Source organism: Prauserella sp. PE36 (assembly GCF_003311655.1).
Classification (GTDB): domain Bacteria; phylum Actinomycetota; class Actinomycetes; order Mycobacteriales; family Pseudonocardiaceae; genus Prauserella_A; species Prauserella_A endophytica.
In genome coordinates, this window is the sequence record NZ_QEQT01000081.1 from 1 (window position 1) to 12,879 (window position 12,879).

13 protein-coding genes are annotated in these 12,879 nt (G+C 70.2%); 8 read left to right on the forward strand and 5 right to left on the reverse strand.

The genetic code is table 11. The features are described 5' to 3' along the window. Positions 1-40 precede the first annotated feature (40 nt). The 5 genes from DI005_RS21795 to DI005_RS21815 all read right to left on the reverse strand — a co-directional run bounded on the left by DI005_RS21795 (position 41) and on the right by DI005_RS21815 (position 4,688). A complete protein-coding gene (locus tag DI005_RS21795; RefSeq protein WP_110342856.1) occupies positions 41-667 on the reverse strand; it encodes an ATP-dependent Clp protease proteolytic subunit in 627 nt (208 codons plus the stop codon). A 26-nt stretch (positions 668-693) separates the two neighbouring features. Continuing rightward, positions 694-1,305, reverse strand: coding sequence for a ClpP family protease (locus DI005_RS21800; RefSeq protein WP_255565735.1), 612 nt, complete (start codon positions 1,303-1,305; stop codon positions 694-696). A 107-nt stretch (positions 1,306-1,412) separates the two neighbouring features. Beyond that, positions 1,413-2,834, reverse strand: a complete 1,422-nt coding sequence (gene tig / locus DI005_RS21805; RefSeq protein ID WP_112275536.1) for a trigger factor — start codon at positions 2,832-2,834, stop codon at positions 1,413-1,415. A 201-nt stretch (positions 2,835-3,035) separates the two neighbouring features. Next, positions 3,036-4,379 carry a Na+/H+ antiporter NhaA gene (gene nhaA, locus DI005_RS21810; protein WP_113643349.1) on the reverse strand — a complete coding sequence of 448 codons (1,344 nt, stop codon included), beginning with the start codon at positions 4,377-4,379 and terminating at the stop codon, positions 3,036-3,038. A 24-nt stretch (positions 4,380-4,403) separates the two neighbouring features. Continuing rightward, the gene (locus DI005_RS21815) at positions 4,404-4,688 is read right to left on the reverse strand and encodes a DUF3040 domain-containing protein (protein ID WP_112275533.1); all 285 of its coding nucleotides are present in this window, start codon (positions 4,686-4,688) and stop codon (positions 4,404-4,406) included. A 160-nt stretch (positions 4,689-4,848) separates the two neighbouring features. Here DI005_RS21815 and DI005_RS21820 point away from each other — a divergent pair, with 160 nt between their 5' ends. The 8 genes from DI005_RS21820 (at position 4,849) to DI005_RS21855 (ending at position 12,768) form a co-directional block, all read left to right on the forward strand. Continuing rightward, complete coding sequence (locus tag DI005_RS21820; protein ID WP_112275531.1) at positions 4,849-5,919, forward strand: sensor histidine kinase; 1,071 nt, start codon at positions 4,849-4,851, stop codon at positions 5,917-5,919. Then, complete coding sequence (locus DI005_RS21825) at positions 5,916-6,692, forward strand: LytTR family DNA-binding domain-containing protein (protein ID WP_112275529.1); 777 nt, start codon at positions 5,916-5,918, stop codon at positions 6,690-6,692. Before DI005_RS21820 ends, DI005_RS21825 begins: the two co-directional genes overlap by 4 nt. A 13-nt stretch (positions 6,693-6,705) precedes the next feature. Further along, positions 6,706-7,050 carry a hypothetical protein gene (locus tag DI005_RS21830; RefSeq protein WP_113643350.1) on the forward strand — a complete coding sequence of 115 codons (345 nt, stop codon included), beginning with the start codon at positions 6,706-6,708 and terminating at the stop codon, positions 7,048-7,050. Then, positions 7,047-8,822 (forward strand): cation acetate symporter, encoded by a 1,776-nt coding sequence (locus tag DI005_RS21835; RefSeq protein WP_113643351.1) that lies wholly within the window; start codon positions 7,047-7,049, stop codon positions 8,820-8,822. The genes DI005_RS21830 and DI005_RS21835 overlap by 4 nt, the downstream gene beginning before the upstream one ends. A 74-nt stretch (positions 8,823-8,896) precedes the next feature. After that, positions 8,897-9,238 carry a DUF485 domain-containing protein gene (locus tag DI005_RS21840; RefSeq protein WP_112275523.1) on the forward strand — a complete coding sequence of 114 codons (342 nt, stop codon included), beginning with the start codon at positions 8,897-8,899 and terminating at the stop codon, positions 9,236-9,238. Next, positions 9,235-10,839 carry a cation acetate symporter gene (locus tag DI005_RS21845; RefSeq protein ID WP_112275521.1) on the forward strand — a complete coding sequence of 535 codons (1,605 nt, stop codon included), beginning with the start codon at positions 9,235-9,237 and terminating at the stop codon, positions 10,837-10,839. The genes DI005_RS21840 and DI005_RS21845 overlap by 4 nt, the downstream gene beginning before the upstream one ends. A 114-nt stretch (positions 10,840-10,953) precedes the next feature. Then, entirely contained in the window at positions 10,954-11,523 is a 570-nt protein-coding gene (locus DI005_RS21850; RefSeq protein WP_112275519.1) for a hypothetical protein, read from the forward strand. A gap of 33 nt (positions 11,524-11,556) precedes the next feature. Continuing rightward, entirely contained in the window at positions 11,557-12,768 is a 1,212-nt protein-coding gene (locus DI005_RS21855; RefSeq protein WP_113643352.1) for a cysteine desulfurase-like protein, read from the forward strand. Positions 12,769-12,879 lie beyond the last annotated feature (111 nt).

Below are 12,879 nucleotides of genomic sequence, written 5' to 3' on the forward strand. Positions count from 1 at the left end.
GTGTCGTCGCCCGACACGCACCCACCCGCGGGCCGTCGACTCAGCTGTCGGAAGCCTTGCGGTACGGGAGCACCTCGTCGATGATCCCGTACTCCTTGGCCTCGTCCGGCGTGAGGATCTTGTCGCGCTCGATGTCGGCCTTGACCTCGTCGGCGGTCTTGTTCGTGTGCTTGGCCAGCGTGACCTCCATGAGGCGGCGCACGCGCTGGATCTCGTTGGCCTGGATCTCCAGGTCCGACACCTGGCCGTAGGTGCCCTCGGTGGCGGGCTGGTGGATCAGCACGCGGGCGTTGGGCAGCGCGAGCCGCTTGCCCTTGGTGCCCGCGGCCAGCAGCACCGCGGCGGCCGAGGCGGCCTGGCCAAGGCACACCGTCTGGATGTCGGGGCGGACGTACTGCATCGTGTCGTAGATCGCCATCAGCGCGGTGAACGAGCCACCGGGCGAGTTGATGTAGATCGTGATGTCGCGGTCCGGGTCCTCGTGCTCGAGGTGCAGCAGCTGGGCCATCACGTCGTTGGCCGAGGCGTCGTCAACCTGCACGCCGAGGAAGATGACGCGCTCCTCGTACAGCTTGTTGTACGGGTTGGACTCCTTGACGCCGTAGCTGGTGCGCTCCACGTACGAGGGCAGCACGTACCGGGACTGCGGAAGATACGAGTTGTTCATGGGTCTTTCTCCTCCTACCGGCCCGGTCAGTTCGAGTTCGTGTTCGGGTGCGGGTTCTCGCGGGTGAGCACCTGGTCGACGAAGCCGTAGTCCTTGGCCTCGTCGGCGGTGAACCAGCGGTCGCGGTCACCGTCGGCGAGGATCTGTTCCACGCTCTGACCCGTCTGGTCCGCGGTGATCCGCGCCAGCTCCTGCTTCCACTTGCCGAACACCTCGGCCTGGATGGCGATGTCGGACGCCGTGCCGCCGACGCCCGCCGAAGGCTGGTGCATGAGGATGCGGGCGTGCTGCAGCGCGTAGCGCTTGCCGGGCGTGCCCGAGGACAGGAGGAACTGCCCCATGGAGGCCGCCATGCCCATCGCGTAGGTCGCCACGTCCGGCTCGATGAGCTGCATCGTGTCGTAGATGGCGAAACCTGCGGTCACGGAGCCACCGGGCGAGTTGATGTAGAAGCGGATGTCCGACTGGGAGTCCTCCGCGGCGAGCAGCAGCAGCTGCGCGGTGATGCGGTTCGCGACCTCGTCATTGACCTCGGACCCGAGCACCACGATGCGCTCCTGCAGCAGCCGCTCGTACACCGAGTCGGTCAGGTTGAGCCCCGCGGTGCTGGTACGCCCCTCTGGCATGTGCTGCGTCACGTCTGCCTGCCTTTTCAGAAGTCTCAGATCTTGCAACCGACCCTAACGAACTCGGGCGGCGCCGAATGCCTGACACCGCCCGAGTTCGCTCAGAGCATGAGAATGGGTCACTTGTTCGGGGTCGCGGCCGCCTCCTCCGTGACCCCGGTCTCACCGGCCTCGGTCTCCGGCTGCTCGCCGGCGTCCTCGGCCGCTGCCTCCGCCTGCTCCTCGGGGCCGAACAGCTCCTCGAGGTCGATGGCGGCACCCGACGCGTCGGTGACCGTCGCACCGCGCACGACCGACGCGAGCGCCTTGCCGCGGCGCACGTCGGCGAAGATCGCGCCGAGCTGGCCCGACTGCTGGGCGCGCTGGACGTACTCGTCCGGGCTGACGCCGAAGCGCTGGGCCTGGTAGATGATCCGCTCGGTCAGCTCCGAGTCGTTCACCTGGACGTTCTTCTCGTCCGCGATGGTGTCCAGCAGGAGCTGGGTGCGCACGGACTTTTCGGCCTCGGTGCGGACCTCGTTCTCCCACTCCTCGGGGTTGCCGCCCTGCGCCTCGAGCGAGGCCTTGAAGGCGTCCTCGTCGTGGTCGAAGGGGTGGATCGCGTCGTGCTTGCGGTTGGAGATCTCGGCCTCGAGGACCTTCTCCGGGAGCGGCACCTCGACCCGCTCCAAGAGCGCCTCGAGGACCTTGTCCCTCGCCTCGACGCCCTGCTGCATCTTCTTCATGCGGCCGAGCCGCTCGCGCAGGTCGTCCTTCAGCTCGTCGAGCGTGTCGAACTCGCTCGCGAGCTGGGCGAACTCGTCGTCGGCCTCGGGCAGCTCGCGCTGCTTGATCGAGTTGACCTTGACGGTGACCTCGGCGTCCTTGCCGGCGTGCTCACCGGCCACCAGCTTGGTGGTGAACGTCTTGGTCTCGCCCGCGTTAGCGCCGATGATCGCCTCGTCGATGCCGTCGACGAGCTGACCGGAGCCGATCTCGTAGGACAGCCCGGACGTGGACGCGTCCGGCACCTCCTCGCCGTCGACGGTCGCCGCGAGGTCGATGGAGACGAAGTCACCGTTCTCCGCGGGCCGGTCGACACCGGTGAGGGTGCCGAAGCGGGCGCGCAGCTCGTCGAGCTGCTCGTCGACCTCCGAGTCCTCGAGCTCGACGTCGGCCACGCTCACCTCGAGGTCGTCGAGGTCGGGGAGGGTGATCTCGGGGCGCACGTCGACCTCGGCGCTGAACTCCAGGACCTCACGGTCCTCGAGCTTGGTCACCTCGAAGTCGGGCTGGCCGAGGGTGCGGACCTCACCGGTCCGGACGGCCTCCAGGTACTTCGCCGGGATGGCCTCGTTGACGACCTCGTCGAGCACCGGGGCACGGCCGATCCGGCTCTCGAGAACGCGGGCCGGGGCCTTGCCGGGCCGGAAGCCGGGAATCCGGACCTGCTGAGCGATCTTGCGGTAGGCGCGGTCGAAGTTCGGTTTGAGCTCGTCGAACGGCACCTCGACATTGATCTTCACGCGCGTCGGGCTCAGCTGCTCGACGGTGCTCTTCAACGTTTTCTCCTAGCCGGGACAGTTTCGGTATATGGATCGGTCCACCGACCGCAGGTCAGGAGGGGACCGATGTCCGAGTCTAGGCCAGTGAGCCAGCTGGACGAGCACGGGTCCGCGCTCACACCCCGCCCACTCCCCCTCACAGCCCCCTCACCGCAGTGAAGGCCACCTTGCCTGCGTTCAACGCAGGCAAGGTGGCCTTCACTGCCGACGGGAACGGTCGGGTGCGGGGTCCGGCTCGCCGGCTTCCTCCTCGCCGGTCTGGTGGATGTCGGGGATGCCGTCGGCGTTCTCGTCGCGGTTCTCCTCCTCGTGAATGCGGCAGTACACGCGGTTGCGCACGCGCAGGATCACCGCGGCGATCAGCGCGGCCACGAGCGAGGCGGAGAGGATCGCCAGCTTCACGTGCTCGTCCCGCTCGGTGCCCGCGCCGAACGCGAGGTCACCGACGAGCAGGGACACGGTGAAACCGATGCCCGCGAGCACGGCGATGCCGAAGACGTCTATCCACGCGAGGTCACCGTCGAGTTGGGCCCTGGTGAACCGCGCCATCAGATAGGTGGAGCCGAAGATGCCGATCGCCTTCCCGAGCACGAGGCCCGCCACGATGCCAATCGCCACCCGGTCGCCGAACGCGGCGCCGAGCCCGTCGAGCCCGCCGACGGTCACGCCGGCGGCCATGAACGCGAAGATCGGCACCGCGACGCCGGCGGACACCGGCCGCCACCGGTGCTCGAACCGCTCCGCCAGTCCCGTGGTCTCGCCCTTGCGGCTCAGCGCGGGCACGGTGAAGCCGAGCACCACACCCGCGACGGTCGCGTGCACCCCGGAGGCGTGCAGCAGCGCCCACGCGGTGACGGCCAGCGGCAGCAGCAGCCACCACGAGCGCACCCGCCGCTGCACCAGCACGGCGAACACCGCGACGGGCAGCACGAACAGCAGCAGCGGCAGGAGCGAGAGCTCCTCGGTGTAGAACAGCGCGATGATCAGGATCGCCACGAGGTCGTCGACCACCGCGAGCGTCAGGAGGAACGTGCGCAGCGCCGAGGGCAGGTGCCTGCCGATCACGGCGAGCACGGCCACGGCGAACGCGATGTCGGTGGCGGTGGGGATGGCCCAGCCGCGCAGTGCCGACTCATCACCCCAGTTGACGAGCACGTAGATCAACGCGGGCAGCACGATACCGCCGAGCGCGGCGACGACGGGCACGGCTGCCCGGCGCGGGTCCCGCAGATCGCCCACGACGAACTCGCGCTTGAGTTCCAGCCCCACGACGAAGAAGAAGATCGCGAGCAGGCCGTCCGCCGCCCACTCCGAGAGGGTCAGATCCAGGTGCAGCGCGGAAGGGCCGAAGGTGAGGTCCCGCAGTGAGCCGTAGGCGTCCGACCAGGGCGAGTTGGCCCACACCAGCGCCACCACGGCACCGACGAGCAGGAGCATCCCGCCAACCGTTTCCAGCCGGAGGATGTCGGCAATCCGTTTGCGTTCGGGCCAGGACGACGGTCGGAACAGCCGAGGGCGCGCGGGAGTGGAAGGGGAGCTCACGCGGACCAGTCTAGAAAAGCTTTGTTACCTCAGCCTTCTCAACCAGAGCCGCCAGATGATCACCGTGGGCAGGCCCACGGCCAGTACGACGCCGACGATTCCCAGCACCGGCGAGGAGATCTCCGCTCCGATGGCGATCGTGACCAGCCCGCCCACGAAGAGCGCGAGCATTCCCAAGATGGCCAGGCCGATCCGCGACACACCGAGTGGGCGCAGCTTCTCGAGCCGCTGGGCGAGCCGGGGGTCGTCCTCGGCCAGGCGGCGCTCGATCTCCTCGAGCTGTCTCTGCTCTTCGTCGTGCAGTGCCATAGCGGCATCACCAAGACCATTATGGGCTTCCGGCGGCCCGCTGGACACCCCCGCCGTGGGGTGTTTACCCGATTTGTCACCATCCGGCGCCCCTGCCCCTCCCGCTGCGCGACGCGTGCCGTTAGATTCGGCGTACCCGTCGACGAGGGTGGGAGCGCGCATGTCAGTGCCTGCCGAGGAGGGACCTGGCAGGGGTTCCCTCTGGTCACGACGCCTGCGCGACCCCGCCGCGATCCTGGAGACGACGAGGCACGTCTCGGACGACCTCGCCGACGGCCTGTCCGGGCCACGCGTGCGGGCCGCGGCCAAGGGCATCCGGCGGCTGCTGGCCGCCGACGGCGTTGGCCTCGCCGATCTCTCCGCCAACCTGGTGGTCGCGGGCACGCTGCCGAGGGACGTCGACACGGCGGCCATGGTCGACGAGGTGCTGCACACCGAGAGCCGCTGCCGCCGGGCCGAGGTGGTGGCGGAGCCGCTCGTGGTCCACGACGAGCTCGCCGGGGTGCTCGTGGTCGCGGGCACCGCCAGGATGGCGGCACTGCGCGAGGTGGCGAGCGTGCTGGTCGCGGCGCTGGAGCGGAGCCTGCTCGAGGAGTCGGCCGAGCAGGCCGCCGAGGCCGAGCTGCGGGCGCTGCGCGCGGAGATCTCGCCCCACTTCGTCTACAACGCCCTCACCGTGATCGCCAGCCTCGTACGGCCCGACCCCGCGCGCTCGCGGGAGCTGATGCTCGATTTCGCCGACTACATCCGCTACAGCCTCGCCAGCCACGGCGAGTACACGACGGTGGCCGACGAGTTCCACGCGATCGAGACGTACCTGGCGTTGCAGCGCGCCGTGCTCGGCGACCGGCTGCGCGTGCAGATCCGGGTCGCGCCCGAGGTGCTCGCGGTGGCGATCCCCTACCTCGTGCTGCAGCCGATCGTGGAGAACGCCGTCCGGCACGGCATCGAGGGAGAGTCCGACGGCGGCACCGTGCACGTCCTCGGCGAGGCCGAGGGCTCTGACTGCGTGATCAGCGTCGAGGACGATGGAGTGGGAATGGACCCCGAGAAGGCCCGGGCCCTGCTCGCCGGGGAAGGAGCGTCGACCAGCATGGGCCTCGCGAACGTCGACCGGCGGCTGCGTAACGTGTACGGGCCGTGGTTCGGATTGGTCGTGGAGACAGCGCAGGGCGAGGGCACCAGGGTGATCGTGCGAGTGCCGAGGTTCCAGCCGGGGGTCATGCCGTGAGCGGGACACCGGCCGGGCTGCGCGTGCTGGCGGTCGACGACGTGCCCGCCGCGCTCGAGGACCTGTGCAGCCTGCTGCGCGAGGCGCCCGAGGTCACCGAGGTCACCGCGGCCGGCGCACCGCTCACCGCGCTCAAGCTCATCCAGAACGGCCAGTTCGACGCCGTGTTCCTCGACATCTCCATGCCGGGGCTCGACGGGCTCGAGCTCGGCTCGCTGCTGCGCAAGCTCGCCGAGCCGCCGGTGATCGTGTTCGTGACCGCGTTCGACGAGCACGCGGTGGCCGCGTTCGGCATCGGCGCGGTGGACTACCTGCTCAAACCGGTGCGGGCCGAGCGGCTCGCCGAGGCGCTGGCGCGCGTCACGCGCATGGCGCCTGCCGAGGAGCCCCAGCGCAACCACACCCCGCCCGACGCCATGGCGGCGCTGCCCGTCGAGTCGGGCGGCCGCACGCGCTACGTCCGCCGCCGCGACGTGCTGTTCGTGGAGGCGCACGGCGACTACGTGCGGCTGCACTCCCGCTCAGGGGTGCACCTGGTGCGGATGCCGATCTCGCGGCTCGAGGAGTACTGGGAGAGCGCCGGCTTCGTGCGCACGCACCGCGGGTTCCTCGTCGCGCTCGGGGCCGTGCGGGAGCTGCGCAGCGACTCCGTGGGCGGCCTGCTGGCCCACACCGAACTCGGCGACGTCCCGGTGAGCCGGCGGCACGCGCGGGAGCTGCGCGAACGACTGCTGCGGGCGGCCCAGCGCGGCGAGCTCGAACAGCAGACGTGAGCGCGGGACAGCCATGACCGGCCGCAGGGTCACCGTCACCAGTCCGCAGACGCGGCTCGCCCACGCGCGCCGCCGCTACCGCGGCCGGTGGCGGCCCACGACGCTCGATCCAGCCGAGGCGCCGAGGGCGGTCGCGCTGTACCGGGTCCAGCTGCGGGGCGCGGCGCTCGCGCTCGGGCTCCTGCTGACGCTGATCTTCGGGCTGCCACTGCTGCTGGCCATGTGGCCGCAGCTGGTGGACGTGCGCGTGCTCGGCATCCCGCTGGCGTGGCTCGCCCCGGTGCTCATTCCGTTCCCCGCGATGGTCGCGCTGGGCTTCTGGCACCTGCGCCGCGCGGAGCGCGCGGAGGACGAATGATCGTCGCGTTCGCGGTCGCTCCCGTCGTGCTGGTGACCCTCCTCATCGGACTGCGTGGCGTGGCCGCGATGCGGACCACGTCGGACTTCCTGGTGGCGTCGCGGCGCGTCTCCCCGCTGCTCAACTCCGCCGCCGTGTCCGGCGAGTACCTTTCGGCGGCGTCGTTCCTCGGGGTCGCGGGGCTCGTCGTGAAGGACGGTGTCGGCTCGCTGTGGTACCCGGTCGGCTTCACCGCCGGCTACATCGCGATGCTCGCGCTCGTGGCCGCGCCGATGCGCCGCTCGGGTGCGCTGACGGTGCCGGACTTCGCCGAGGCGCGGCTGGCGTCGCCGTCACTGCGCAGGCTCGCCGCCGTGGTGGTGCTGGTGATCGGCGCGCTCTACCTCGTGCCGCAGTTCCGCACGGCGGGGCTCGTGCTCAGCGTCGTCAGCGGCACGCCGTACTGGGTCGGGGTGGCGATCTCGGGCGCGGCGGTGAGCGCGACGCTCGCGCTCGGCGGCATGCGTGCGGCGACGTACGTGCAGGCCTTCCAGTTCGTGTTCAAGTTGCTGCTGTTCATCATTCCCGCGATCTGGCTGCTCGTGCAGGCGGGCCCCGGCGTGCGGGACGAGGCCGTGCACCCCGTCGAGTTCACGCGGTTCGACCACGACACCGAGGTCGTGTTCCGGGTCGGCGCCACGCTCGACGTGCCGGAGGGGGCACGGGTGGTGGAGCCGGACGGCGGCACGCGGCCCGTCCCGCCAGGCGAGTGGCAGGTCCCGGCGGGCAGCACGGTGGTGTTCGAGGACGGCAGCCCGGTGCCCGAGCTGCGCGGCGAGGCGGCCCCGGGCGCAGCGGGCTGGGAGCGTCCGCTGCTGGATCTGCACGACGAGGGCTACCCGCTGCTCGGCACGTGGGCGGTGCTGATCGCGACGATGCTCGGCACGATGGGCCTGCCGCACGTGATCATGCGGTTCCACACGAGCCCCGACGGGCGGGCGGCCCGGCGCACCGCGGCGCTCACGGTGGCGCTGCTCAGCGTGTTCTACCTGTTCCCCGGCATCTACGGCGTGCTGGGCAGGGTGCTCGTGCCACACCTGTACCTGTCCGGAGCGACCGACAGCGCGGTGGTGGCGCTGCCCGCCCAGGTCGACGACGGTTCGGCGGGCACGCTGTTCACCGGGCTGCTCACGGCGGGCGCGTTCGCGGCGTTCCTCGCGACGTCACTCGGCCTCCTGCTCGTGGTCGCCGGAGCCATCTCCCACGACCTCGTGCCCGGCGGGCTGCGGCAGCTGCGCGTCGCCGTGGTGGGCGCCGCCGTCACGGTTGTGCTGCTCGCCCTGCCCGCGGCACGTTTCGACGCCGGCACGCTGGTGACCTGGGGCTTCACTGTCGCCGCCTCGACGTTCTGCCCGCTGCTCGTGCTCGGCATCTGGTGGCGAAGACTCACCGCTCCCGGCGCCATCGCCGGAGTCGCGGTGGGCCTCGTCGCGACGGCGGGCGCGTTCCTGCTCACCGTGTCGGGCCCGCCCGCCGACGGCTGGCTGGCGATCCTGCTCGTCCAGCCGGCGCCGTGGTCGGTGCCGCTGGCGTTCGCGACCATGATCGTGGTGTCCTTGTTCGGCAGGCCGCCGCCGTGGTCCACCGCCGCCATGCTCAGGCTGCACCTGCACGAGCACCGCACGTCACCTTTCGCCGACCGCTCCGCCGTCGCGCGTGATCTGGGCCACTCGTCGTGGACGGCCCGCCGTTCGTCTGCCGTTCGTCGCATCACGCGCCGGTTGGTCCGCTGACGATTCCGGCGTTTCGCTGTGTCCTCCTACTGTGTCGGCCAGCACTTTCCCCGTGCCGTGACGAGGAGGTCACCGTGAGTACCACCGAGCCGACCCATCCGCCTGGGCCGGAAACCTGGGCAGAGGTCCACGCCAGCGCGGAGTTCAAACAGCTGCGCAAGAGGCTGCGGAACTTCGTCTTCCCCATGACCGTGCTCTTCCTCGCCTGGTACCTGCTCTACGTGGTGCTGGCGGACTACGCGCACGGCTTCATGTCCACCAAGGTCATCGGCAACATCAACATCGGCCTGGTCTTCGGGCTGCTGCAGTTCGTGTCGACCTTCCTGATCACGTGGTTGTACGTGCGGTACGCCAACCGCAAGCTCGACCCGATCGCGGACAAGATCCGCGAGGACATCGAGGGAGGCGCGCAGTGAATCTCGCCCAGGGCGTCGAGGGCGGCAGCCCCGCCCTCAACATCAGCATCTTCGGGCTGTTCGTCGTCGCGACGCTGGTGGTCGTGTTCCGCGCCTCGCGCAACACCAAGACCGCGTCGGACTACTACGCCGCGGGCCGCGCGTTCTCCGGCCCGCAGAACGGCACCGCGATCGCGGGCGACTACCTTTCGGCCGCCTCGTTCCTCGGGATCGCGGGCGCGATCGCCGTCTACGGCTATGACGGCTTCCTCTACTCCATCGGGTTCCTCGTGGCCTGGCTCGTGGCGCTGCTGCTCGTCGCCGAGCTGCTCCGCAACACCGGCAAGTTCACGATGGGCGACGTGCTCGCGTTCCGGATGCGGCAGCGTCCGGTGCGCGCGGCGGCGGCGACGTCCACGCTCGCCGTGTCGTTCTTCTACCTGCTGGCGCAGATGGCCGGGGCGGGCGGCCTCGTGTCGCTGCTGCTGGGCATCGAGGCCGACGCGGGTCAGGCCGTGGTGATCGCGGTGGTCGGCGTCGTGATGATCACCTACGTGCTCGTGGGTGGCATGAAGGGCACCACCTGGGTGCAGATCATCAAGGCGGCGCTGCTGATCGCCGGCACGTTCGCGATGACGGTGTGGGTGCTCGGCCGGTACGGACTGAACCTCTCCGAGCTGCTCGGCTCGGCCTCCGAGCGGGCGGGCGGCAACGACGCGCTGCTCAACCCGGGTGAGCGTTACGGCGTCAGCGGCACGTCCCAGTTGGACTTCCTGTCGCTGGGCATCGCACTGGTGCTCGGCACGGCTGGCCTGCCGCACGTGCTGATGCGCTTCTACACGGTGCCGACGGCGAAGGAAGCCCGCCGCTCCGTGGTGTGGGCCATCGTGCTCATCGGCCTGTTCTACCTGTTCACCCTGGTGCTGGGCTACGGTGCCGCGGCGATCGTCGGCTCCGAGACCATCAGCAACGCACCGGGCGCGGAGAACTCCGCGGCGCCGCTGCTGGCGGAGGCGCTCGGCGGACCGGTGCTGCTCGGCTTCATCGCGGCGGTCGCGTTCGCCACGATCCTCGCCGTGGTGGCCGGGCTGACGATCACGGCGTCGGCGTCCTTCGCACACGACGTCTACGCCAACGTGATCAAGAAGGGCAAGGTCGACAGCAAGAACACCGAGGTCAGGGTCGCCCGCATCACCGCGTGCGTGATCGGGGCCGTCGCGATCGTCGGCGGCATCCTCGCCAAGGACCAGAACGTGGCGTTCCTCGTGGCGCTCGCGTTCGCGGTGGCGGCGTCGGCGAACCTGCCGACGATTCTCTACTCGCTGTTCTGGAAGCGGTTCAACACCAATGGCGCGCTGTGGTCGATCTACGGCGGCCTGACGGTGACGATCGTGCTCATCGTCTTCTCCCCCGCCGTGTCGGGCACGGAGAAATCGATGATCACGGGCGCCGACTTCCACTGGTTCCCGCTGCAGAACCCGGGCCTGGTGTCCATCCCGGTGTCGTTCTTCCTCGGCTGGCTCGGCACGGTGCTGTCGAAGGAGCACCTCGAGGAGAAGTACAAGGAGATGGAGGTCCGCTCACTCACCGGAGCGGGCGCCGAGAAGGCGTCGACCCACTAGGCGGCTCGCCGGCAAGGCCCCCGCTGCAACGCGCGGCAGCGGGGGCCTTCCGCATGTCGAGGTTTCCCCTTGCCGCTCAGTGGTAACTCGATCGAGTGAGCCTAGGAGGACCTGATGCCGACTGGAGCAGTCATCACCCTTGTCGCGCTGGCCATCGTCCTGGTCATCGTGGTGGTCGCACTCGCCGTCCGCCGCCAGTTGCAGCGCAAGCACCTGCGTGAGCGGTTCGGCCCCGAGTACGACCGCGAGGTCGAGCACGCACCGAGCAAGCGCCGCGCCGAGCGCGAGCTCGCCCAGCGCGAGGCCGAACACGAGCAGCTCTCGATCCGCCCGCTGTCCGACGAGGCACGCGTGCGGTACACGGAGAGCTGGAACCTGATCCAGCAGCAGTTCGTCGACCGTCCCGCGGACGCCGTGGTGGACGCCGACCGGCTGCTCGCAGCGCTGATGGCCGATCGTGGCTACCCCACCGGCGACCACGAACAGCAGGCCGCCGCGTTGTCGGTGAAGCACTCGCGCACGATCGGCCACTACCGCACGGCACACGACGTCGTCGAACGGCACCGCACGGGCCAGTCCTCCACGGAGGATCTGCGCGAGGCCATGGTCCACTACCGGACCGTGTTCGACGAACTGCTGCTCCCCGACCCGGAGCACGCGGGCGCCCGGCATCGCAAGGTCTGATTTTCGTGCCCGCGTCCGGGCATACTCGGCCGCATGTCCTATGACGTGGAGCGGATCAGGAAGCACTTCCCGGCCCTGACCGAGGGCGCGGCTCACTTCGACGGCCCTGGCGGATCACAGGTGCCGACCGTGGTCGGCGACGCCGTGGCGCGGACGTTGTGCTCGGCGATCGCCAACCGTGGCTCGGTGACAGCGGCCGAACGCCGCGCCGACGGCATCGTGGTGGACGCCCGGCGGGCGGCGGCCGACCTGGTGGGCGCCGAACCCGAGGGCGTGATCTTCGGGCGGAGCATGACCCAGCTGACCTACGACCTCTCCCGCGCACTCGCCAAGGACTGGGGACCCGGCGACGAGGTGGTGGTGACCAGGCTCGACCACGACGCGAACATCCGCCCGTGGGTCCAGGCCGCCGAGGTGCGCGGCGCCACCGTCCGCTGGGCCGACTTCGATCCGGCCACGGGTGAGCTGGCGGTGTCCGCCGTCGCGGACCTGCTCTCCGAGCGCACCCGGCTCGTGGCGGTGACGGCGGCGTCGAACCTGCTCGGCACCAGGCCGGACGTCGCCGCGATCGCCGCGAAGGCACACGAGGCCGGGGCCCTCTGCTACGTCGACGGGGTGCATCTCACCGCCCACACCCCGGTCGACCTGCGCTCGTTCGGCGCCGACTTCTACGTGTGCTCGCCGTACAAGTTCTTCGGGCCTCACCTGGGTTTCGCCGCGGCGAGCCCGGCGCTACTGGAGACGCTCCACCCGGACAAGCTGCTGCCCTCGACCAACGTGGTCCCCGAACGCTTCGAGCTCGGCACCCTGCCCTACGAGCTGCTGGCCGGGACCACGGCAGCGATCGACTTCATCGCGGAACTGGTGCCCGGCGCGGGGTCCCGGCGCGACCGCCTGACAACCTCGTTGCGCGCGCTGGAGGAGCACGAGGACACGCTGGCCAGGCGGCTCGAGGCCGGGCTCCGCGCGATCGACGGCGTGGTGCTGTACGGCTCGCCCGAGCGGCATCGCACGCCGACGGTTCTGTTCTCAGTGGACGGTGTCGCGCCGGAGCGTGTGTACGCCGAACTCGGCGAGCGCGGCGTCAACGCGCCGGCAGGCACGTTCTATGCCCTGGAGTGCGCGCGTCACCTCGGACTCGGCGACACGGGCGCCGTGCGTGCCGGGATCGCGCCGTACACCACGGAGTCCGAAGTGGACAAGCTGGTGGCGGAGATCGACCGGATAGCGGGCGAGCACGCCTGAAGTTCCCCACCGATCGCGCCGCATCGGCGTTCGGCCATCCGGCGGTGTCAGCGGGATGGCCCACCTCCGGATAATTCTCCGTACGAAAATCGCGCCCCTGTGCGCGATTTT